This window comes from Paenibacillus germinis (genome assembly GCF_013141785.1).
Lineage (GTDB): Bacteria > Bacillota > Bacilli > Paenibacillales > NBRC-103111 > Paenibacillus_E > Paenibacillus_E phytorum.
Genome location: NZ_WHOC01000089.1, coordinates 169,136 through 191,905 on the forward strand (window position 1 = coordinate 169,136; position 22,770 = coordinate 191,905).

Sequence of the window (22,770 nt, forward strand, 5' to 3'; positions counted from 1 at the left end):
TTATAGCAATGTTCCACTATTGCATGTCAATGTACTTAGGATTCACGACATAACTATGCCTGTATGTCGTGAATCCCGTAAATTTTAAATAATTGAAAAATTGCCTACACTGTGTTTCACCGTTTCATTTTCTGTCGGCAGCGCTGCTCGGTTGACTCCCTCTTCCACGCAAGACGTCATGAAGAAGTACGTGCTATTTCCGAATGCACCATCCGCCACTTCATATTTACCACTCGTAAAATGGGAACCGATCGCTTTCAACTTGTTCGTTCCGCCTTGAATGTGGAAATGTCCCGTGTTCACATCCGCTGCGATACTCGTGTAGTTCCCGAAATTCCAGGTAACGACATTGGACGGATCCACGCTCTTCAGGAATGCCTTCTCACCATTCACTCCGCTAAATACGGCGCCACCGTCGATCGTGACCCACTGATCGGGCTTATTCTTCGCATTGTTGACGTCGCCAACCTTGTCCCAAGCGCCTGTGAATAAGAAGCAGCAATCCACTAGTCCGCCTCCCTGCATGATAATTTCACGGGTGCCGACCTTGACCGTGCCTCCCACCTGAGGCAAACCCTTAAACCACGTATTAATGAGTGTCAGCTTATTGATACTTCCGAGGGTGACGTCCTCGACGTTGTAAAATTCACTGTTAAGGATCGTCAACTCCCCGTTGCTCGGCGTAAAACCAACCTGCGTCGTCCCCGAGCGAATCGGACGGGCGATTTCATACCCCTTCAGCATGCCGAAGGAACAGCTGTCGATAATGTTTTTCCTTTTGCCGCGGGAGGAGCTCTTCGATATCGTTACCATCTCTTGCGCGGTGCAGCCCCTCATTTGCAGGCCGTCCATGTTGACCCAGAATGAACCGGAATTCGCCATTTTCACCCCGGGCTTCGTGTATGTCACGACGGCATGGCAATCTTCAAGCGTCAGGTCAGTCAACCGCTTGTGCGCGACGATCCGCGATGCGATATGCTTCTTAACCGTCACCCGCTTGGCGCTGTCACCCCAGGTCGTACCGCTGTTCGCGAACGACAACAGACCGGAGTTGTTGATGTACGTCAGATCGTGCTCGAATTGGCCGTGCGTGACGAACGGGCCGTACTCATCACCGTCACCATGGCAGTTCTCAACCATGCAATAGGCAGCGCATGTAAAGTCATTCAAATGACGCGCGTTGCTCGTGTTGCAATCTCTGACATGCCCGTACAGCACGTTGATCTGCTGCGTCAAATAGCCAGTTCCACCCCAATCGCGTTCTTCTGGGTTCATCAATTGACAGCGTTCCGTTACAAAATGGGTGTTGTATCTCCGCATGACGACCGGCCAGAACACTTTGGTAGCCTTGATGCCTGATGCATCGCATTCGACCGCGAATTCGTACGCGACTGGGTTCGATCCAATCTGGTCCCAAGTCGGGAATGGTCTGAGGCTAGTACCGTTAGGCGGTACCGGTATGCCGATAAAACTCATGTTCCGCACATTGCAGCGGAAGGCTGGGTTGATCTTTTTATAGGTAATCGGACGTCCTTTGGCAAGCTGCCAGCCAAGCTTATAATTGAAGCGGACGTGAGTGGCATCAAGAATTTCCGTTACTTTGATCAGGTAATCGAGCTCGCGCTGCGCCCCTCCGCTTGGATTGTTCTTTATTTGCGTGTGCCACCAGCTGTCAACCTCGAAGATCGACGAATCAGCCACTTCAAAAATGTCTGAGTATTCAGATAAATCTTCCGTTAGCGTCACGATTTGTGTCACACCGGTTATAACTCCTTGGAAAAAAAGGACGGCTCCGAATGGATTGTCCAACGTGTTCAGCTCGATTCCCACGGTCGTCACCGTATGGCCGTGGAAATCAACCTCGATGTCGCTGCGATGGAACACATGGCGCTTCACGAAGTTCAGGTCCGAGTGTGCTTCGACACGATGAATCGAAAGATCGTTGATTAGCGCATCCAGTGCATCATCTGCATTCTTGCTCCCGTCGAAAATCCCGAACCAACGGAAATCTCCCACGCCGTTATGTATGACTTCAAAGCAGCCTTCACCTTTAGGCGGCTTATGCCCCTTATCATCGTCATTTTGCTCGCGTCCCCTACTGCCTTTCGTCGGCCTGTGCACCGTGCCGCCGTTATCAGCTTTAGTGCTCCCCTCCACAAAGCGAACCAGCTTGCCACCTCCGTCGCCGTTGTTGTTGTAGCCGCCAACGAACACATACAGGCCGTCCGTTAGCTGGCCTGATGGTAGGGATTTCAGCTCCTCCACGTTGTTGACCCGCAGCACCTGAGTATCCCCATTGCTGTTCGATTGTGCGTTATCAGCCGAGGCGAACCGGGGGGCTAAGGCGCTGCCAGCCAACATAGCGCCGCCAAGTCCTATCGTTGCCAACACTTTTCGTCTACTGATGGTTTCGTTTGCCTTATCGTTCGTCAGATTCTCCTCGTTGCTTACGTTTGTCGCATTCGATTTTTCCTTTTTGTCATTTAGGAAGAACATCGTTCAACAGCTCCTTTTCGTAAGGGGGTTAGGTAAGCCCAGTACTTATTTGCTATTTGCGAAGCTCTGGCGGCAGCAGGAAGTCGAAATCGCATCCCTCGTCCGCTTGAAGCACACGCTCCAAGAACAGAAGTCCGTATCCGCGATCGTACGCAGGGGTAGGGGCCTGCCACTCCGCTTTGCGTTCACGGAGCGTCTCTTCATCTACGTGAAGCTCCAGCTTGCGCATGTCGATATCGAGCTCGATATCATCGCCGTTCCGCACGAGCCCAAGCGGTCCGCCGATGGCTGCTTCCGGAGCAACGTGCACAATCAAAGTGCCGTACGAAGTGCCGCTGATGCGGGCATCGGAAATTCGCACCATATCGCGCACGCCGCGTTTCAACAGCTTTTGTGGAATCGGGATTTGCCCGATTTCCGGCATTGCCGGGGCGCCTTTCGGTCCGGCATTTTTCAGCACGAGTACGCTGTTCTCATCGACGTCCAAGTTCGGATCGTCGATCCGTGCGTTCAGATCGGCTGGCGATTCGAAGACGACGGCTCGGCCACGGTGCTTTTTGAGATGCGGTGAAACCGCCGTTTGCTTGATCAGCGCGCCGTTCGGGGCGAGGTTTCCGCGCAGCACGGCAATGCCTCCTTGTGGGGCAATGGGCTGCTCCAGCGGATAAATCAGTTCCCGGTCGGGGACCAGCACGCCTCGCAGGTTTTCGGTAACGCTTTGGCCTGTAACCGTCAAACAATCACCGTTCAGCAGCGGCTCAATCTCCTTCATGAGCGACGGTACGCCGCCAGCTTCGAAAAACTCCTCCATCTGGTATTTCCCGGATGGACGGACATTGAGAATAAACGGCGTCGTTGCGCTGATTTCGTCGAAGCGTTCAAGCGGCAGTCGGTAGCCGAGCCGTCCCGCGATGGCTACCAAATGGATGATCGCGTTGGTCGAGCCTGCGCACGCCATCGTAACACGAATCGCGTTGTCCAGTGATTCCTGCGTAATGATGTCACGCGGACGGATGTTGCGACGGACGAGTTCAACGATCTGTTTGCCGGTCTGCTCCGACATATGGCGGCGCCTGGAATCTGGCGCAGGAATTGCCGCACAGCCCGGAAGCGCCATACCAAGCGCTTCGGCGATCGCTGCCATTGTGCTGGCTGTGCCCATCACCATGCAGTGCCCGTCACTGCGGCAAATTGCATTCTCGGCGACCGTGAGCTGCTCATCTGTTATGTTGCCCGCTTTATGTTCGAGCGTAAACTGATAACAGTCTGTGCAGGCACCAAGCGTTTGCCCGTTTAATTTGCCGTTCAGCATCGGCCCACCCGTAAGCACAATCGCTGGTATGTTGGCGCTGACAGCAGCCATAAGCTGCGCCGGTACCGTCTTGTCGCAACCGCCGATCAGCACGACGCCATCGATTGGATGGGCTTTTACCATTTCTTCCGTATCCATCGCCATCAGATTGCGCAGCAGCATCGTGGTCGGCTTCACGTAAGGCTCGCCGATCGAAATGGTCGGGAACTCCATCGGCAGACCGCCCGCCTGCCAAACACCGCGCTTGACGTATTCGGTCAGCTCTCGAAAGTGGGAGTGGCATTTGTTCAGCTCGCTGAACGTGTTGCAAATGCCGATGACCGGCTTTTTCAAATCGTCGTCTGTGTAGCCCATTGATTTCGTGAACGAACGATGGATAAACCCCCAAAGTCCCGTATCGTTAAAATATTTTTCTCCACGAAGTTTGTCTTCACCGTTTGTTCCCAGATTATTGTCCTGTTCCGCCATGTTCGTAAGTCCTCCCTGAACGTTGTCTCGATATGTTTACAAATCGCTGGCATTGGCGAGATGGCCGCCATCTACAACAAGCGTCGTTCCCGTAATGTAGGACGCCTCGTCGGATGCCAGAAACAGAAAAGTGTTCGCCACTTCCTCTATGGTTCCTAGCCGGCGCATCGGCGTACGTTCGGTCAGCGTAAGCAGCCCATCCGATTTCTCCTTCAACTCGCGGTCAAGCGGCGTATCGATGAAACCGGGGGCAACCGCATTGACGCGAATGCCATTTCCGGCCAGATCAACGGCCATCGATTGTGTAAGCAGAACAACACCGCCTTTCGATGCGTTGTAGTGAGCCAATACAGCGCTACCGGCCAAACCGTTCTTCGAGGCCATATTGACGATCGAACCCTTTACTGCACTCGCGATCATCTTCTTGGCCACCCATTGACTCAGTTGGAACATTGCGTTCAAGTTGATGTTGATCACCTGCTGCCAACGTGACAACGGAATGTCTACAAACGGCTCGCGCGTTGCGATGCCCGCGTTGTTCACCAGAATGTCGATGCCGGCCCAGCAGTCCCAAGCCGATTGTGCAGCATTATCCACCTGCTCCGGTACACTCAAATCACAGACAACCGTTGCGACCTGAGCTACTTGCCCCCGTTCTAACGCAAGTCTCCGGATCGTGTCTGCGGATACTTCAAGCTGATCCGCTCGGTAGTCAAGCAGTACAACGCTTGCCCCCTCCTGCACGAATTTATCGGCGATGCCTTGACCAATACCTCTGGCACTCCCCGTAATCAGTGCCCGTTTTCCTTGCAAACGCACGTTAAAAGCCTCCCTTCTGTTGCAGTAGGGATCATCTAAAAGACAGTCCCGCACATCCGTGCCTGATTAAGCGCGGAAACCGCGCTTAACCAGGCACCTCCGAACAAATAGACGCGGAAATCGCGCTTTCAGCGAGAGCTCGGCGAGCCGGGGCTCGTCAGTTGAGTCTGAGAAGCCGAAAATCGACTTCTCAGCAGACCATCCCGCACGTCCGTGACGATTAAGCGCTGAAATCGCGCTTAATCAGGCACCTCCGATCAAATAGGCGCTGAAATCGCGCTTTCAGAGAAAGCTCCGCAAGCCGAAGCTCGTCTGTTGAGTCTGAGAAGCCGAAAATCGACTTCTCAGCAGACCATCCCGCACGTCCGTGCCTGATTAAGCGCGGAAAACGCGCTTAATCAGGCACCTCCGAACAAATAGGCGCGGAAATCGCACTTTCAGCGAGAGCTCGGCAAGCCGAAGCTCGTCAGTTGAGTCTGAGAAGCCGAAAATCGACTTCTCAGCACCATCAAAGTGGCGAACATGTGGATCATTGGCCACTCTGACTTTGACCCAAACGACGATAGCGTACTAGTTTTCCGATTTGAACTTAATCGTTTTGCCTTTCGCCGTAGAAGCAAGTTCGGCATAGTTGTCGAAAATCGCTTTACCGCCGAATTTCGTCATGATCTCTTGGCGATATTGCGGCCAACTGGAAGCATCCTTATCTTTATACACGACTTGTACGTGCAGCTCGTTCATTCGCTTACGCATTGCGCCTAGATCCATGCCTTCCTTGACAGTGAGGGCGGTACCAACGGACGGAAGAATTTTGTACGAGTTAATTTTCTCGACGATTTTCTTATCGCGCTCGGTAATTTTCGGGTCGACGACATTAAGCCCGAATACCTCAGGTTTACGAGGCGTGAACCAACCGTATATTTCAAGGAAGTTGTTGTTGTCGATTATGTCTTTTTTATAAGCATCTTGATTGACTTCTATCGTCTTACCGCTGCGCTTATAATGAACGCCTTCTTTGCCATATCGCGTCAGCAGAAAGCCTTCTTCGCCGGCGAGCCAGTCGAGAATTTCGATCGAGCGCTGCACTTTCGCATCGGAAGCTTTGGAGCTGATCAGGAACGGATTGCCTGGAATCGTTTCGACCCATGTGCCGGTTTTTTCCCACGGATGGAACGGCTGCCAATCTGCGGTCGCTTGACCCGCTTGCTTGGATTTCATTTGCAGGCCTGCCGGGTTGTTATCGAAAGCAAGGTCTCTGCCTTGACCGATCACGATGCCCGCTTTGCCTTGCGCCGCTTTGTCAAAGTGTTGGCCGTATTTGTTCAGGAACCAATCTGGATCTACAACCTTCAGATCAAGCAGTTTCTTTATATCGGCAAGAACATTTTGCATGCGGATGTCGGAACGGACGTCGATGAACTGGTCGCCTTCTACGTAAGTGTCACCGACCAAGCCGTTATTCAAGAATTCCGGGAAGTCCATCGAAACACTTGCGCCGCCGCCTGCCGCTGTAAAACCGTATGTGTCGTTCTTGCCGTTGCCGTCCGGATCGTTGAACGTGAAGGCTTTCATGACGCTGACGAGTTCATCGTAGTTCGTCGGCATTTTCAAGTTAAGCTTCTCGAGCCAGTCTTTTCGAATATAGAAAGTACGGTAGTAACTCGTTTCATACGGAACGGGCGCACGCTTAAACGCGCTTTGCACCTGATACGATTTCAAATTGGCTTCGGTTACCCAGTTTTTAAAGTAGTTCGGCATTTTCGCTGGTGTGACAATTCCGGTCAAGTCGCGCGCGACTCCGTCCCGAATGTAGTTGTTGGAAGGTACGCCTTCTGCGTAGAAAACGTCCGAAATGTCGCCGGAAGCGATCATTGTATTCAGCTTGTTGGTGTAGTCTTGACCGAGCGGCAAGTAATTCATTTTCAGAGTGACATTGAACTTCTCTTCGATCGCATTCTTCACGAAATCTTTATCAGCCGAAGGAAGCTGGGAACTTGCGTCCGCAATGACCATCCATTTCAGATCAAGCTTTTCCTTCTTGGTATCCGGGCTGGACGAAGCGTTCGTATTGCCCGCTGGGGACGGAGACGCCCCTTCTTTCGCATCCGAGCATGCAGCAAGCACGAGTGTAGACGCCAATAATACGGCAGTTACTTTTGAAAACGTTTTCAAACTAATGACCTCCCTAATTCGTTTTCGAAGAATGAGAATAAACCACCATCAAGCACAATTACTTACGTCAGTAAATTAATTCGAATCGTTTGATCGCAAACCGCTGCAGATCCTCCCCCCAACTTGTCACCTCCCCATTCAAAATAAGCGGTTTTCAAAACTGCCTTACAGTAAAGCCGCTACCAGGCTTACCCTTTGACGGCACCCAGCAGCATGCCCTTGACGAAATATTTTTGCAGGAACGGATAAATGATCAGAACCGGTACGATTGCTACCACAACGGTCGCCATCTTGATCGTTTCCGGCGGCATCGTGTTCAGCGAAGATTGCGGAACCGCAAGCTCCTGGCTGATGGCTGGCGACACAATCATGTTGCGCAGCACGACCTGCAGCGGATACAGACTACGGTCATTCAAATACATGACCCCGCCGAAGTACGCGTTCCAGTGATTTACACCGTAAAACAGTCCGAGTGTTGCCATAATCGGCATCGAGAGCGGCAGCACGATTCGAATGAGCGTACCGATATCACTGCAGCCATCCACCTTCGCCGCCTCCTCGATTTCGTACGGAAGACCTTCGAAGAAAGTCTTCATGATCAGAATATTAAACGACGAGACGAGACCCGGAATGATAAGTGCCCAGAGCGTATCCATCAAGCCGGTTGCCTTGACGGTCAGGTAGATCGGTATGATGCCGCCCGAGAACAGCATGGTGAACACGATGCCCATCAGAACGATGTTGCGCCCTGGCAGAAATTTCTTCGATAACGGATAAGCCAGCATCGTTGTAATCGCCAGATTGCATGCCGTGCCGACGACCGTGATAAATATCGTCACTTGAAGCGCTTTGGGAACAGTATTACTGGAAAAAATCGTTTTGAACGCATCGAACGTGACGGCATGCGGTAATATGATAAAACCGCCGTTCTTGAGTACTTCCGTATAAGGCGTGATCGACATGACGAAAACAAAATAGATCGGAAACAGTGTCGCCAAACAGAAAAGTGCGAGCACGGTGTAAAGAACGGCATCCACGATGCGGTCTGATTTGGTTTTCTTGAGTATGAATGGCATAACGATGCCTCCTTTACCAGATGCCGGACCCGCCGACTTTTTTGGCCAGTTTGTTCGCTCCAATAACGAGTACCAGACCGATCACTGATTTGAACACGCCCATGGCCGCCGGAACACTGAATTCCATTTGCTCAATACCACGACGGAAAATCCAGGTGTCCAGAATGTCACCAACATCGTAAACACGAGCGTTCAGGAAAATGTATACCTGCTCGAAGCCAGCATCCATAATATGCCCGATCCGTAAGATCAACAGTAAAATGAACACTTCGCGAATACCTGGCAGCGTAATATGCCACATCTGCCTCCAGCGGCCAGCGCCGTCGACGACGGCCGCTTCATACAATTCGTGGTTGATCGAGGCCAGTGCTGCCAAATAGATGATTGCACCGAAACCGGTGCTTTTCCAAATATCCGACGTGACTAGCAGCGGACGGAAATATTCCGAGTTGGCAAGCACATCCAGTTCTCCCCAGCCCATATCGCGAAAGAACGTCGTAACCAGCCCCGCTCCTGGTGCAAAGAAAGAAAATACAAGACCGTACACAATAATCCACGACAAGAAGTGAGGTCCATACGTGATCGTCTGCACGACCCTTTTAAACCATGGAGCACGAATCTCATTAAGTATAAGGGCCAACATAACGTCTGGAAGCATATTGAACAAAATGCGGTACACGCTGATCAGGATCGTATTACGCATCAGACTCGGAAATTCCGGCGACGAGAATATCATCCGAAAGTTGTCGAACCCAACCCATTCACTTCCCCATAATCCCTTCATCAGGTTATACTTCTTAAACGCGATTACAAGTCCGAACATCGGCACATAGTGATAAATGATGTAATAGGCGATTCCCGGAACCATAAGTAAATACAGCCATTTATAGCGGAGAAATGTTTTCGAAAAATGAGTGCTCATCCGTTTCTTTACGGTATGGTCTTCGGAAATCGCATTAACGTTTGCTCGCATTTCCCATCACCCCCTTCATAGTTTGTCAAAGGAATCCGATAGTTGAGCGGGATCTGGTTTGGCGTATCGAACGACAATCCCCATTGATTTCTGCGGTTTTTCTAAGCAGCTTTGATACATGGAGGGCAAGTCGTCGAGTGCACATTCATTGGTGATGAGCGATTGAATATCAATTCGCTTCTGCGCCATCAAACGTAAGAACTCCCCCATATTTCTGCCCTCGGTCCAGCGAACGTAGCCTATCGGGTAATCGACCCCTCGCTGCTCATAGGTATCCTCATAGCGTCCGGGGCCGCCCGCACGTGAGATATGTACACTAGCTTCTTTCATAAAAAGCAGATCCCGATCGAATTCCGTTCCTGTGTCCCCGACAATCACCACACGACCTCGGTCACGCAGCCAACCAATCGCATCATCCATCATACTGTACTTCCGATTGCTCGCACAGAGCATGACAGCATCCGCACCGATAATGGAAGGATCAGATTCAACGACCCTCTGAAGTTCATCTCGTGAGCGGCAGGCTATCGCCCCGATTGCTTCGAGTGTGCGGCACCGTTCCTCCATCAGCTCTAAACCAATCACCCTGTAGGACGCTGCATGCGCGATTCGGGCGATCACCTGCCCTAGTATGCCAAGCCCCGCTATGATAATCGTTTCTCCGAAGCTCAGTTCAGCTTGACGCAGGGCATGAATCGCAATCGCGCCGATACCGACAAATGCGGCTTCCTGCTGTGTGACGCCTTCCGGTATCGGCGCTACCAAATACTTCGGTACGAGAAGAAACTCTCGGTGGGCAGGTACTCCATAACAAGCGACTCGTTGTCCGGGAACGACATGAGTCACCCCCTCCCCGACCTCCATTACAATGCCGCTTGCGCTGTAGCCCAAATTTGCATCCCCATTATTTTGTATCATCATCAGCTCGGTACCTACGCTCACGACGGAATAATCCGTTCTCACTTTGACGAATTGAGATATCATTTCCGGGTTCGGAAGTTCTAATAATTGTGCTGACCCGTTTATGCCTTTTACTGCTTTCATTATGTCTACCTCTTTCTGGTTTGTATCTGATTTAATAAATGCACTAGAAAGAACATCAATTACCTTTTGTGATTTGTTTCTGATTTATTTTCATTATAAATAACCTATATGTTTATTGTCAATCAATTTTTTAGGTTGAAATCGCTTTCAATGTTAGGTTATCTAACTTAACTTCAAACTAACCAATTCAATGTTATATTGTTTAACATATACATCGCAAAAGAAGCCTGCCTAATGAAAGACAGACTCCAACAATTATTACAACGATTTTTAGGAAATAATCATGTTTCCTTCTTTGTGTTTCAATATATCACTTTCAGCCGGGAGAGAGGTCCGGTCGACACCTTCTTCGATGCAGGCCATCATGAGCAAATACGAACCATTGCCAAACGATTCATCCGCAACTTCATACTTCCCGCCCGAAAAGCGTGAGCCAATCACTCTCATTTTATTGCAGCCGCCTTGGATGCTAAAATGTGCCGTTTCAGCATCAGATGCCATGCTGTTGCAATCGCCGAAGATCCACGTCACGTCCCCCCTCGTATTCCCGCTCTTTACAAACGCCTTCTCCGCATTCGTTCCGCTGAACAACACGCCGCCATCTACCGTAATAGACTGGTCGTTCGTTCCCGTCACATCCGGATCAAATACGCCCACTAGCTTGATGCCGCAATTGTCGAAACCGCCGCCCTGAATGATTACCTCGGCACTCCCGACATGAATCGGTCTTACTTCAGGTGAAGCTCCTTTAAACCATGTGTTAATCAACACCAGACGGTTTATGCTGCCGATCGTATTATTATCTACGTTATGAAAATGACAATTTTGCATGACGAAATCCGTTATGACTGGACGAAAGCCTGCATGGGTGGTTCCGGGAAGCCGAGCGATTTCAGCATCCTTCGTCAATCCAAAAGAACAACCGTCAGCGAGATTGCCTCGCTTCGATCGAGATGAGCTCTGCGAGAGAGTAAGCATCGTGTCAGCTGTACATCCCCTCATTTGCAAGCCATCCGCATTAGCCCAAATCGTACCGGAATCGACCAGTCCTTCTTTCCAGACAGCATGAACATCCTCCAGATTCAAATCGGTAATTCGCTTATGAGCAACCACTCGCGAAGCGACGTGCTTTTTGACAGTGATCCGTTTAGCACTATCTCCCCACGTCGTACCGCTGTTGGCAAACGATAGCAAACCCGAATTGCCGATATACATGAGGTCATGCTCATATTGGCCGTGTGTAACGAACGAACCGTGTTCGTCGCCATCACCGTGGCAGTTCTCAACCATGCAGTAAGCGGCACATGTGAAATCGTTCAAATGACGCGCATTGCTTGTATGGCAATCACGGACATGTCCGTACAGCACGTTAAGCTGCTGCGTCAAGTAACCGGTGCCGCCCCAAATCACTTCCTCGGGGTTGATTAACCTACAGCGCTCCGTTACATAATGCGTGCAGTAACGCCGCTCGATGACGGGCCAGAACACCTTCGTCGCTTTGATATCGAAGACGTTACACTCTACGGCGAATTCATAAGCGATCGGATGTGAACCTATTTGGTCCCATGTATCAAATGGTTTTTCGCTTGTAGAGCCATTATCGGGAACCGAGACACCGATAAAATTCATATTCCGCACATGGCTGCGGAAGACAGGATTCATCTTCTTGAAAGTGATCTCCCGCCCAGCGGCAAGTGTCCAGCCGAGCTTATAGTTAACCCGGATATGGCTGCCATCCATTATTTCTGTTATCTGCAGCATATAATCCAACTCGCGCTGCGCATTGCCTTCTGGGTTGTTCTTAACCCTAACTAGCCACCAGTCTTCTACCTCAAAGGATGCCGAATCAAACACTTCCAGTACATCCGTTTGCTCCGGAAGCTCTGCAGAAAGCGTAAGAGTTTGCACTTCGCCAGACGCCTTCCCTTGGAAGAAAATAACGGCCCCGAATGGATTGCTTTTCGTATTTAACTCGATGCCTTCCGTTGTGACGGTATGTCCGTAAAAATTGAGCTCGATGTTGCTGCGGTCGTACGTATGCCGTCTGACAAAGTTAATGTCCGTATGCGCCTCGATCAGGTGAATCGAAGAATCGTTCACCATCACGTCCATCGCGTCGTCCGCATTCTTTGTCGCATCCAGAATACCGAACCATCGGAAATCACCTACTCCGTTATGAACCGTTTCCCATCGACCGCTGCTTCCGAAATGAGGATCATGAATCGTCCCACCGTTGTCGGCTTTGGTGCTGCAAGCCATCCAGCGAACAAGCTTGCCGCCACCGTCACCTTTTTGATAATAACCATCTACATACACAAGCTGTCCATCATCATTAGGATTGGGTTTATACGCTAGCAGTTCTTCCAAGTTTGATAGTTGGATCATTTCATGGCCTCCGATTACTACACTTTGCTTTCCAAACGAATGACTTAAACAAAATTCAACCCTCCTGCATGTGGAAACGGAACGGGAAACAGCTTGCCTAACAGGTCTTCTAACGGCTTGGGAACGTTAATCTCAGCTTCCGGATCAAACAATAACGCAACAAGCTCCTCCCCGTTCAAGATTGCCGTTTCCTCGCCGTCCATCATGAGAATGACCCCTCCGTCAGACGATCTGCGAAGGCTTAATCTGGATGCGGCCGCAGGGGCTTTCTCTGACAAATAAGGCAATAGTTCGCTGTACAACCGCTCCGGATTAACGATATGGACGGTTCCATGGTTCCTCATCTTCTTGTTCGGGAACTCCGCCAGTACACTCAGCAGCTTGGTTTCGTACCACATAACCGGAACTTCCAGGCAATCCAGTTTCTGCTCACGTAAAACATGATGGAGAACAGACGCTAATGCTTCCGCATTACCACCCCACTCCACAACAAAAGGAGTTTCTCCTTTAACATCTGCCTCCTGCTTAGGTACGGCAATAACAGCATAGGCAGCGATACAGTCAGATTCGAACGCTGCAAACACAGCATGCTGCATATGACAACAGCTGGCGATGGCTTCGCTGTCGATCAAGCCTGCAAGCTCTGTCACCCCTTGCTCATACCTTGCTGTACGTTTGGAAGCAGTATCATGAAGTCGAAACCAATCTTCTGAACCGATACGCCGAATGGCAATGCCGGGACTGGCAGATGACGACGGAAGCTTCTCATGACTAGCAGATAGAATGAAGCGTGTACCTCTGCCAAAATAATGGCAGCCATTACGCATATAGAGCGAACGGTCTCCCGAAACCAGCAGCATACTTGATCCGATGCGATCGGCTTGTGCTAATACCTCATGCAGCATATTAGAAGCAATTTCCATTCCCCTATAGTTCGGGTGTGTGCATACGGAGCCAAGTGATAGCACGCTCAGTTTAGCGGCTTCGATACGTATGACGGAGGGAACAAGTCCCATGAAAGCGACAAGCTCCTGACCCTCAAATGCGCCTAATGACTGTTTGAGACGTGCGTCAAACGCAGCCGGAAACGCTTTCAACATCGAAACTTGTTCAGCATCACGAAACGTCTCATCTGAAAGACGAACAGCCTGTTCCATTTCGTTTGTATTCACTTTACGAATCTCAATCATGGAATTTCCTCCTTGCGATCTGATAGCCCTTTTATCATCTGATTTCATTCTGATTCATTATCAAACTAAAAATACTTAAAAACTCATAACTTCTAGTTTGTTTCAGGTTTGTTTTATGTAAATAATTAATCAATTCCTGGTGGTTGTCAACCTTTTTTTGAACCATAGACTTATTTGATTTGGCTGTCCACACTCATTTTTCGAAGATATTGTTTAGGTGTACATCCGTTAAATCGTTTAAACAACTCATAGAAATGGGCCATATTCTCTATCCCAACAGAATCGGCAATTTCGTTCACACTACGGTTTTCGGTAACGAGCAGCCGTTCCGCTTTAGAAATACGCTTTTGATTAACGTAATCGGTAAACGATGATCCCATCTTTTTTTTGAAATATTTCGAGAAATAAGAGTAACTCATACCGGCGATTCGGCTCACCGCCCCCATGTCTATTTTCTCAGTCAAATGGTCATCCACAAAAGCTACAAGCGACCGAATGATATCGCTATCTGCATCCACATTGACATGCGTCGTTAACAACTCCCGGTTGTCATACCGAAGCAGCATCAAGAGCAGATGCTTGATATGCATGCTGACTGCGATCTCATAGCCTTTATTTTTCCCCATAACCTCACTATGTGTATCCGTGATAATCATGCCAATTTCCTTCTTCACCTTTTCGTTTTCCCTAAAAATGTAATTCAGCTCTTCTAAAGGATGAAGTATTTCTAAAAAATGTCGGTAATACATCATCATAGCCGGATCGAAATAAGGCTGCAGGTCTATGTGCAGCACGATGTAGACGAGATCCTTATCGCCGATTTTTCGTCCTCTGTGCAATTGGGAAGAACCGATAACCACCACATCCCCGGCATTAAGCGAGTAGACGTGATTAGGCGTCTGAATTTCGTGAGTCCCTTCTTCTACCAAAATGAACTCAACCTCTTTATGGTAGTGCCAGGGATTGGCGTCTTTTTGTTCTTTTCCCGACTGGGTAAATCTCCACACCTTCATACATAACGACGCGTTTTGATAGGGGATCGGCTCTTTAAAAATGTCCATAAATTTCAATCACCGCACTTTCAATCAGCACTAATATGGATATAAAAAGAATAAATGTCCGCATATACGGTAACCAGTAATACGCATATGATATAACTTAGTTAGAATTAATTATACATCAAAGTGAGGAGTGAGTTTGCATGAAAGTAGCCATTATTGGTTGCGGGGGGATGGGAAATGTACACGCCCTCAGTTACGTTAACATGCCGGATGTGGAGCTGGTGGGCGTCTGCGATACGGATTTCAAGCTAGCGCAAGAACTTTCCACGAAAACAGGGGCACGTGCGTTTACTTCCTTTGAAGCCATGCTGGAAGAGACTGATTTCGATGTCGTCAGTGTGACATTGCCAAGCTTCCTACATAAAGAATATACGTTGAAAGCAGCAGAAGTCGGAAAACATGTGATTTGTGAAAAACCGCTTGCGCTTAATTTAGAAGATGCAGAAGCTATGATCCAATGCTGCGAACAAAATGGCGTTCGTCTTTTTGTCGGACACGTTGTTCGTTTTTTCCCCGAATATGTGCAAATGAAACAAGCCATTGATGAGGGGAAGTTAGGCCGAGTCGGCGTAGCTCATGCCAAACGGATAGGCTCACATCCTGGGAATCTCAGACCTTGGTTCTACGATATGGATAAAAGCGGCGGCGTCATTGCCGATCTCATGATACACGATATTGACTTTTTTCGCTGGGCGGTCGGTGAAGTTAAGTCGGTATACGGCTTGAATCAACGTGTAAATGACATCGACTACGCGCTGGTCACTCTTCTTTTTGAGAACGGGGCAGTTGCCAATCTGGAAGCATTTTGGGGATATCATGGACCCTTCCAAACTGCCGTGGAAATTGCGGGGAGCAAAGGCATAATACGCGGCGACAGCCAAAAAAGCAGTTCTCTACAAATCTGCAAAGCCCCTTCCAATTCAGATGACAGACGTTTCGCCGAAGTTCCGCAAAGTCCAGGATTCTCTAGCCCCTATGACTTGGAGATAGCTCATTTCATTCAATGCATTCGAGATGGAAGCGAATCCATCGTAACGCCTAACGATGCTTATAAAGCGTTGGAAATTACCATGGCTGCGCTGGAATCGGTACGGACAGGGAAGTCTGTGGGGCTGCAGCTAAGCTCAAAGCTCGGGGAGGAGACAGTATGAAGAAATTAAAAGTAGGTATGATCAGTTTTGCGCACGGCCATGCATACTCTTATTTGAATTCGCTCAGGGCCATGTCGAATGTCGAAATCACCGGTATTGCTGACGAGATCAAAAGCCGCGTAGAAGATGTAACGACCAATTATGGACTGCCCTATTATGAAAATTATGAGGATTTGCTCGCCACAGATCTTGACGCCGTTGTCATTTGCTCGGAAAATGTCCGTCACGCAGAGATAACGATAGCGGCTGCGAGATCCGGCAAGCATGTGCTTTGTGAAAAGCCGCTTGGCATTTCCGTCTCCGAAATGGAGTCCATGATTTCCACTTGTAAGGAAAACGGGGTTCAGCTTATGACTGCGTTTCCATGCCGGTATTTGGCTTCGGTTATTAAAGCGAAGGAAGCGGTCGAACAGGGAGAGATCGGCGATATCATAGCCATTAAGGGCACCAACCGCGGTTCGCTTCCTTCAGGTTGGTTCCTCCAATCAGAGTTATCCGGTGGCGGAGCTTTGTTGGATCATACCGTACACGTCATGGACTTGATGAACTGGATTACCAAATCCGAAGTGAAAGAAGTATACGCCTATTCAGCTACTTTATTTAACGATAATTTAGAAATTGATGATACGGGTATGATTCATGTCAAGTTCGCAAATGGGGTGTTTGGCGTCTTAGATACAAGCTGGTCACGGAACGCGTCATTCCCTACCTGGGGAGACGTGACGATGACGATCATCGGTACGAAAGGGACCATTTCCATCGATGGTTTTGCTCAAAAAAATGAGCTATATAGTATGGAAAATGGAAAAGGCGTATGGAATTTCTGGGGTGACAATATGGATGATTACTTAGTGAAGGCCTTTGTTCATGCCCTGCTCAATGATAAACAGGTACCGATCACTGGGGAAGATGGCTTACGTTCAACTGTTGTCGCCTTAGCGGGTTACAAATCCGTGGAACTGGGGCAACCCGTTTTGTTATAAGGGCGAAATGTTAAAAAAACACCTTTTCAAAATACGCTAGAATGCGTACATGAAAAGGTGTTTTCAATTACTCTGGTAAACATTATTTCGTCTTTTTCGTTCTCTCATCCAAAGCATTCAATTGATCCACATGATAGTGCATATCCTGTAAGATCTCACTTACTTCACTATTTATCGTCGTTTCAACTTCCCCAATTTTACTCAGATCAATTTGTGCTTGGTGCTGGCTATCCTTGATGTGGTTCAGTTCGGTACCTAGCTGCAGCGTGTCATTAGCAATCACTTTAACGCCATCCGATATGGTAAGGATATGAGCTGAGTTTACGGAAATTCGCTCTCTAACCGTATCCATCGTTTCTTCAAACGTAGAGAAAGACGAAAAGCTTTCATTAATTTTCTCATCAATCGCTTGCAGCTGCGCTGTGATGTTACCTGCCGACTCCTCCGTTCCATGAGCCAGTTTGCTCACTTCTTGGGCGACAACGGCGAAGCCTTTGCCATGCTCGCCAGCACGAGCAGCTTCAATGGATGCGTTTAGCGCTAGAATTTTGGTTTGTCTGGAAATTTTGGAGATGACTTCACTCATCTCATTAACGACAAGGGTCATACTAATTAATTCATTCATCAATCCGCGTGTCGTTTGAATGTTATGACTTAGTTGTTGATTCAACTGCTGAATATCCGTGAATTCATCGGATGTTGTGTTCAGCTGATGACTATATTGGTTTAATTCCTCAGCCTTTTTCTCATAAACGCTCACAAACTCCTCTAATTGCTCATAATTACCTAGAGAAGATTTCTTAAGTCCTTCAATATTATGTAGATTGTCCTCTATACTCTTCGTCACATAGGCAGCAGAAGTATTCACGTGCTGAAGGGTGGATTTCATATTCGCTAAGAAAACAGGAAGCTCCTCTTGAATCGAGTTACCTTGGTCAGAGACAATAGAAAGGGTATCTATCACTTCTAAAATCTCCTTCGCAGATGGTCGATCCGCTTGGTTCTCACCAATATAGGAATAGCGAATGGTTTGATGTTCATCAATAATATAAGTGCTTGGAATCGCAATTCGGAATGAGTCCCATTTAATTGGCGTAAAAACTTCATAAGACTTTATGATTTCTCTCGTTTCGTCCGAAAGAATGGGGAATTTGATGCCGTTCGCGTTAACATAATCTTTGATGTTGACTAGCTTTTGTCCAGCGATAGCAATGAGATTTACGCCCTTTTCCAAAAATCGTTCATAATACTCATTTAACTCTGGCATCTGTTTCTGGCAATTGTGGCACCATGTTCCACGTAAGAAAATAATAACTAACGGCTTGCCCTTGAAATCTTCAAGTCCCTTAATACCTTGTGTAGAATCTAAGCGAAATGGTGCTGCTTTCTTCCCTATAGATAAACCTTTCTTAGCCATGCTGCCACCCCAATTTAACATTATATTCGTAAATAACTTACTTCAGTCTAGCTGAAAACTAGAGGGATTGCTACCTTATTTTGGACAAGAAGTTTAAAAATCCGACAAAAAATGACCCACTTCTAGGCCATCAGCCTTAGCGGGTCATTTCGCACATATTACTTTTATTTATTTCAGTTCAATACACGGCGAATCATGTAAACCGAATCGAACGAACGTGTATCGATCCGTGTAAATAGGCGTATTCTGCTCTATATCTTTATCCGTCCAACCGGGCTTATCTTTAAAGCTGTCAGGTCCTACCTTATAGAGCTCGCCTTTTATGTGATGATGTGGACCTAGCAGATTCCTACAGCTGTTTGCCATTTCTACCGCGATCAAATTATCGCCCTGACGCAGGAATGGAGTGATGTCCGCCTCATAAGGCTCCCAGAGAAACGTCGAACCTCTTGACCGTTAATAAACAACCGACTGACAATGGTATCTGGTGGTGTAGAAAAGCTCCACTTGGCCTCCATCCAATCGTTTCTATCGATATATACCTTTTGCTGCATATGAATTTTACCGCTATAGAAGGGAAATCCTTGACTAACGAGATCCCCAGTGTGCACGGAATCAGGTAGTTCCATAAGGACAAACGGACCCATCGTATGAACCGCTTGACGCTCTCCGTTCAGGTACGGCGAACTTGACTCTACACCGAAAGATCCAATGATGTAGATATTTTCGATTTCTGTTTCAAATGTCAGCTTATTTCCTTCCGATTCAAACAGTCGCGCATGCTCAATTGCTGCGTAAGTCTGAGAAGAGTTGTAGAAATAAGATTGAAGGCGCATTCGATTTACTCCTGGAACGATCATGTCGCTAATATCAACTTTTTGGAAAGAAATATCTCGCCACCAGCCAGAGCTTATTGATTCAATTGGTCGCCCGTTCAACTCGATTTTGATACCTTCCGGCTTCTCTAAGACCACATATAATTCGCGCGAAAGATCAACATCAAACGCAACCTGGAATTCGAACTCTAGTTCGATATCAACAGGTCGACCAAAAGCTAAAAGCTGCTCTTGAATGAAAACCACCGGCAGAGGTCCTGACCAAGCTCCGTCTTCAACACGTAAACGGCATGTATCCAGCGTCAAACTGTTTGCCTCTATTTTCGAAATCTTCCAAATATGATCTAAAATGATTTTCGATTCTGGTTGCCAGGAGGTCGTTCTTTTTATACCAAAAATCTCTTTACTTTGCGCTGCTTCTTCAGGCACAATCTTCACGACATAGGACTGCCCCGGATGAATGGTCAATGGAATGCATACGCCACAATCGGTATCATCCTGTTCGATAGGTGTAGCCCCGCCTGTTTCCAGGTCAATTAAAGATACTCTTCCTTTTCGGAACAACTCAACCTGTGTGGACTCATAGCGTTCCTTACCGGAATTTACTATGTAGTACATAATCGCGCCGTCCAAAGCTAATGTCTGAACATTCATTGTATCCTCAGTTATCGCTTCTCCGGCATGATCCAACATACGAATGGATGGGGATACGATGCTGGACAAGGCGTTTAGCAGCGCACTAGAATTCCATTCGGGTTTGAGCGCGCTCTCAATCAGCTGATCTAACTCTTTATCCAGTTGTCCATTAATAAGCATCGGAAATGGCGCAAATGCAACAAGGCAGCCGCCTTGAAGGACGAATTCCTTCAACAAATCCACCGTAACGCGATTTAAGGTTACACTTGGCGGAATGATGACAACGCGATAGGCCGCTTCGCCGATAATAAAGTTGCCGTTACTGACATTACCATGACGTTCAATAATGCTTTCACTGCCGTAATCATGCTCTACGAATGTTTGGCACATCCAACGCGAAAGCTGGGTAAAAGCTTTATGATGAGATTCGATTTCTGAAGAATCCTCGCCACATTGTTGAACCCAAGCAGACCGGATCGGGTGCAGAAGCAATACTTCGGTCTGAAGAGTTCCTTCTGAAAGCAACATCGACAACCTCGCGAAGTAATCATTAAATGCTTTATAATCCTCCCACCAAGGCTGCTGATAAAATAGGGAAGGCGGGTAGTCACGTTTTCGTAGGCCTCTCAAGCTATATCCTTGCAAATGCTGACACATCAAATTAATACCGTGGACTAATTGCCATTCGCCAATGCGCTTAAGATCCTCAAAGCTGACATTCCAACCTGAACACCCGAAGCTTTCCGTAATGGTCATCTTTTTCCCAGAACAATAGGCTCTTCGCTAATAAACCGGCCTAACCAATCACAACCCGGAATTTGCAAATACTCATAAAAAGCCATCGGATCCCCGACTGAAGTCACTTGATGCATGAGCACTTGTTCATCTACAACGTGACCTGTTGCTGACCATCCCTTGCTATTACACCAATCCCCAATTTGTTTCGCATAGCTTTGAGTGAACATCGTGGTTACGCATTCCCAATAGTCATACCTTGCTTTACTGCAGCCTTCCACATTCATAAACAAAGCGGGAAGAGCTTCCTTCAGGTCATAGCCATATCTGGACTCAAAAGCTTGCTCCAAATCAAACGACCAGGGCAATTGTCCGCGAGCAAACTGCGGTTCGTCCGTAAACACGCCTTTCAGATCATCTCCGAACTCTCCGCCGAAGCGTTCCCAATATGCCTCGTAAGTCGTTTCAATGAAAGCACGAACGGTTTCCATACTTAGCGTATCAATATAATAAGGATTTACTTCATAGAAAAATCTTAAATCTGCGCTGCTCTCATCTGCTGCTGATAATAAAGAATAACCATGATCTGATTTGGCATAGAAACCGATCGTTCTCTCAGCCGGGCTCTGAAAAGGGGCTTGCTCATAGGCCAGTCTTTTTTGCTGGTAAGCGATCCCCATTGCTGGAACTTTACCATCTGCGAAGCCACTCGGCCATCCATTTTCATCATATAACCATGGGGTCATACCGAGCTCTTTGCTTTTCTCGATACAAGTCCGCACAGCTGACATCCACTCCTCACCCATATACGGAGTAAGGAGTCCTCCTCTGGCATGCATAAAAAATCCACCTATCCCGGCTTTATGCATTTCCTCGATCTGTCGTTCCAACTCCTCCGATTCCAATTTATCATTCCATGACCACAGCGGCACAGATCGATATTGGATAGGAGGATTATGAAGTTGATCCCAAATAGTCATCTTACCTTCACCTCATGCTTTCAAGCATAACTGAACTAAATCATCCACATGTGCTGTAGCCAAACAGACCACCGCATCAGCAGCGCCATAATAGATTTTCACTTCACCCGATGGTTCCAAAATCATGCCTCCAGGGAAAATGACATTGTTGCGGAATCCGCCGTCGATCTCATAGCTGGCTTCTGGCGCAAGCAAGGGCTCTTGATACATGCCGATTACCTTTTTCGGATTGTGGAGATCGAGCAGCATGAGACCTGCTGTATACCTTTTTTTCCAAGTAGGTTCCCAGCCGTTCTTGCCTCTTGTCGGATCAATATCAACCGCATGAAACGTGGTCAACCAGCCTTTTTCTGTTTTTATAGGAGGAGCGGCAGGCCCGATTTTATCATTGGCGAAGGGAACATGCTCAACCGCCAGCAGGAGATCGGAATTACCCCAATATTTCAAATCCGGAGAGTCGGAGATCCATGTGTCAAAACGGTCAGCTCCCCCACGGCTGTATACGGTAAAGGGCCTTTCCAAACGAACGTATTTGCCGCCGATTTTCTCCGGGAACAGCACCATATTACGAAGATCCGGCGTCGATAGACTGAGCACTTCGAAGTTTTCAAAGTCATCGGTAACTGCGATACCGCCTCGAATACCATGCTGCGTATCCACAGCAAAGCACATGTAACATCGACCGTCCATAACCGTCAATCGAGGGTCATAGGCCCGAATAATTTCTCCATCATTCATCTTGAAACAAGGCTTAGGTCCAGCCTCCCAATGGATCCCATCACGACTGTACGCAATCCCAAGATCCGTTGTGGAATGCGGCTCAAGTGTTTGTTCGCTACTGGAACCATAATCATTGCGGAATACCATGACATATTGACCGTTAAATTTGGTAACGCCAGCGTTAAATACAAGCGCAGTCGGGTAAGGAACCCTATCAGCGTCCAGAATCGGATTAGCAGGATGACGATGAATCACTTGACTCGATTTCAATATTCCAGATACAGGTAAGACCATAGTAGACAACCTCCAGATGATA

17 protein-coding genes are annotated in these 22,770 nt (G+C 48.0%); 2 read left to right on the forward strand and 15 right to left on the reverse strand.

What is annotated here, in order from left to right; genetic code table 11:
* Nucleotides 1–84 precede the first annotated feature (84 nt).
* The 10 genes from GC102_RS18570 to GC102_RS18615 form a co-directional block, all read right to left on the reverse strand.
* Nucleotides 85–2,496, reverse strand: coding sequence for a putative phage tail protein (locus GC102_RS18570; RefSeq protein ID WP_171690850.1), 2,412 nt, complete (start codon nt 2,494–2,496; stop codon nt 85–87).
* A gap of 52 nt (nt 2,497–2,548) precedes the next feature.
* A complete protein-coding gene (locus GC102_RS18575) occupies nt 2,549–4,276 on the reverse strand; it encodes an IlvD/Edd family dehydratase (protein ID WP_171690851.1) in 1,728 nt (575 codons plus the stop codon).
* A gap of 36 nt (nt 4,277–4,312) precedes the next feature.
* A complete protein-coding gene (locus GC102_RS18580) occupies nt 4,313–5,149 on the reverse strand; it encodes an SDR family NAD(P)-dependent oxidoreductase (RefSeq protein ID WP_171690852.1) in 837 nt (278 codons plus the stop codon).
* 516 nt (nt 5,150–5,665) lie between these two features.
* The gene (locus GC102_RS18585; protein ID WP_171690853.1) at nt 5,666–7,267 is read right to left on the reverse strand and encodes a type 2 periplasmic-binding domain-containing protein; all 1,602 of its coding nucleotides are present in this window, start codon (nt 7,265–7,267) and stop codon (nt 5,666–5,668) included.
* Between the two features lie 188 nt (nt 7,268–7,455).
* Complete coding sequence (locus tag GC102_RS18590) at nt 7,456–8,343, reverse strand: carbohydrate ABC transporter permease (RefSeq protein WP_171690854.1); 888 nt, start codon at nt 8,341–8,343, stop codon at nt 7,456–7,458.
* A gap of 13 nt (nt 8,344–8,356) precedes the next feature.
* On the reverse strand, nt 8,357–9,316 hold the full coding sequence (locus tag GC102_RS18595) for an ABC transporter permease (protein WP_246320985.1): 960 nt from the start codon (nt 9,314–9,316) through the stop codon (nt 8,357–8,359).
* Nucleotides 9,317–9,331: 15 nt separating this feature from the next.
* Nucleotides 9,332–10,360, reverse strand: a complete 1,029-nt coding sequence (locus tag GC102_RS18600) for a zinc-dependent alcohol dehydrogenase (protein ID WP_171690855.1) — start codon at nt 10,358–10,360, stop codon at nt 9,332–9,334.
* A gap of 270 nt (nt 10,361–10,630) precedes the next feature.
* The gene (locus GC102_RS18605) at nt 10,631–12,745 is read right to left on the reverse strand and encodes a putative phage tail protein (protein ID WP_171690856.1); all 2,115 of its coding nucleotides are present in this window, start codon (nt 12,743–12,745) and stop codon (nt 10,631–10,633) included.
* A 44-nt stretch (nt 12,746–12,789) separates the two neighbouring features.
* A complete protein-coding gene (locus GC102_RS18610; protein WP_171690857.1) occupies nt 12,790–13,935 on the reverse strand; it encodes a GNAT family N-acetyltransferase in 1,146 nt (381 codons plus the stop codon).
* Between the two features lie 170 nt (nt 13,936–14,105).
* Complete coding sequence (locus GC102_RS18615) at nt 14,106–14,996, reverse strand: helix-turn-helix domain-containing protein (RefSeq protein ID WP_171690858.1); 891 nt, start codon at nt 14,994–14,996, stop codon at nt 14,106–14,108.
* A 140-nt stretch (nt 14,997–15,136) separates the two neighbouring features.
* On the opposite strand from GC102_RS18615, the gene GC102_RS18620 reads away from it, so the two are divergent.
* Nucleotides 15,137–16,147: a Gfo/Idh/MocA family protein gene (locus GC102_RS18620; RefSeq protein WP_171690859.1), complete on the forward strand. Its 1,011-nt coding sequence runs from the start codon at nt 15,137–15,139 to the stop codon at nt 16,145–16,147.
* Nucleotides 16,144–17,130: a Gfo/Idh/MocA family protein gene (locus GC102_RS18625; protein WP_171690860.1), complete on the forward strand. Its 987-nt coding sequence runs from the start codon at nt 16,144–16,146 to the stop codon at nt 17,128–17,130. The genes GC102_RS18620 and GC102_RS18625 overlap by 4 nt, the downstream gene beginning before the upstream one ends.
* Nucleotides 17,131–17,212: 82 nt before the next feature.
* Here the strand turns inward: GC102_RS18625 and GC102_RS39105 are convergent, their stop codons facing one another.
* From GC102_RS39105 to GC102_RS18655, 5 genes are all read right to left on the reverse strand, one after another.
* On the reverse strand, nt 17,213–18,547 hold the full coding sequence (locus tag GC102_RS39105; RefSeq protein ID WP_216628095.1) for a redoxin domain-containing protein: 1,335 nt from the start codon (nt 18,545–18,547) through the stop codon (nt 17,213–17,215).
* A 168-nt stretch (nt 18,548–18,715) separates the two neighbouring features.
* Entirely contained in the window at nt 18,716–18,928 is a 213-nt protein-coding gene (locus GC102_RS18640; protein WP_171690861.1) for a hypothetical protein, read from the reverse strand.
* On the reverse strand, nt 18,925–20,775 hold the full coding sequence (locus GC102_RS18645; protein ID WP_171690862.1) for a glycosyl hydrolase: 1,851 nt from the start codon (nt 20,773–20,775) through the stop codon (nt 18,925–18,927). Before GC102_RS18645 ends, GC102_RS18640 begins: the two co-directional genes overlap by 4 nt.
* Nucleotides 20,772–21,734 carry a glycosyl hydrolase gene (locus tag GC102_RS18650; protein ID WP_171690863.1) on the reverse strand — a complete coding sequence of 321 codons (963 nt, stop codon included), beginning with the start codon at nt 21,732–21,734 and terminating at the stop codon, nt 20,772–20,774. Before GC102_RS18650 ends, GC102_RS18645 begins: the two co-directional genes overlap by 4 nt.
* 12 nt (nt 21,735–21,746) lie before the next feature.
* Nucleotides 21,747–22,748 (reverse strand): glycoside hydrolase family 130 protein, encoded by a 1,002-nt coding sequence (locus GC102_RS18655; protein ID WP_171690864.1) that lies wholly within the window; start codon nt 22,746–22,748, stop codon nt 21,747–21,749.
* Between the last annotated feature and the right edge of the window lie 22 nt (nt 22,749–22,770).

Coding starts and splice junctions, on each gene's coding strand:
- GC102_RS18570 (WP_171690850.1), bottom strand. CDS start 2,496: ATGTTCTTCCTAAATGACAAAAAGGAAAAATCGAATGCGACAAACGTA.
- GC102_RS18575 (WP_171690851.1), bottom strand. CDS start 4,276: ATGGCGGAACAGGACAATAATCTGGGAACAAACGGTGAAGACAAACTT.
- GC102_RS18590 (WP_171690854.1), bottom strand. CDS start 8,343: ATGCCATTCATACTCAAGAAAACCAAATCAGACCGCATCGTGGATGCC.
- GC102_RS18595 (WP_246320985.1), bottom strand. CDS start 9,316: ATGCGAGCAAACGTTAATGCGATTTCCGAAGACCATACCGTAAAGAAA.
- GC102_RS18600 (WP_171690855.1), bottom strand. CDS start 10,360: ATGAAAGCAGTAAAAGGCATAAACGGGTCAGCACAATTATTAGAACTT.
- GC102_RS18605 (WP_171690856.1), bottom strand. CDS start 12,745: ATGATCCAACTATCAAACTTGGAAGAACTGCTAGCGTATAAACCCAAT.
- GC102_RS18610 (WP_171690857.1), bottom strand. CDS start 13,935: ATGATTGAGATTCGTAAAGTGAATACAAACGAAATGGAACAGGCTGTT.
- GC102_RS18615 (WP_171690858.1), bottom strand. CDS start 14,996: ATGGACATTTTTAAAGAGCCGATCCCCTATCAAAACGCGTCGTTATGT.
- GC102_RS18620 (WP_171690859.1), top strand. CDS start 15,137: ATGAAAGTAGCCATTATTGGTTGCGGGGGGATGGGAAATGTACACGCC.
- GC102_RS18625 (WP_171690860.1), top strand. CDS start 16,144: ATGAAGAAATTAAAAGTAGGTATGATCAGTTTTGCGCACGGCCATGCA.
- GC102_RS39105 (WP_216628095.1), bottom strand. CDS start 18,547: ATGGCTAAGAAAGGTTTATCTATAGGGAAGAAAGCAGCACCATTTCGC.
- GC102_RS18645 (WP_171690862.1), bottom strand. CDS start 20,775: ATGACCATTACGGAAAGCTTCGGGTGTTCAGGTTGGAATGTCAGCTTT.
- GC102_RS18650 (WP_171690863.1), bottom strand. CDS start 21,734: ATGACTATTTGGGATCAACTTCATAATCCTCCTATCCAATATCGATCT.
- GC102_RS18655 (WP_171690864.1), bottom strand. CDS start 22,748: ATGGTCTTACCTGTATCTGGAATATTGAAATCGAGTCAAGTGATTCAT.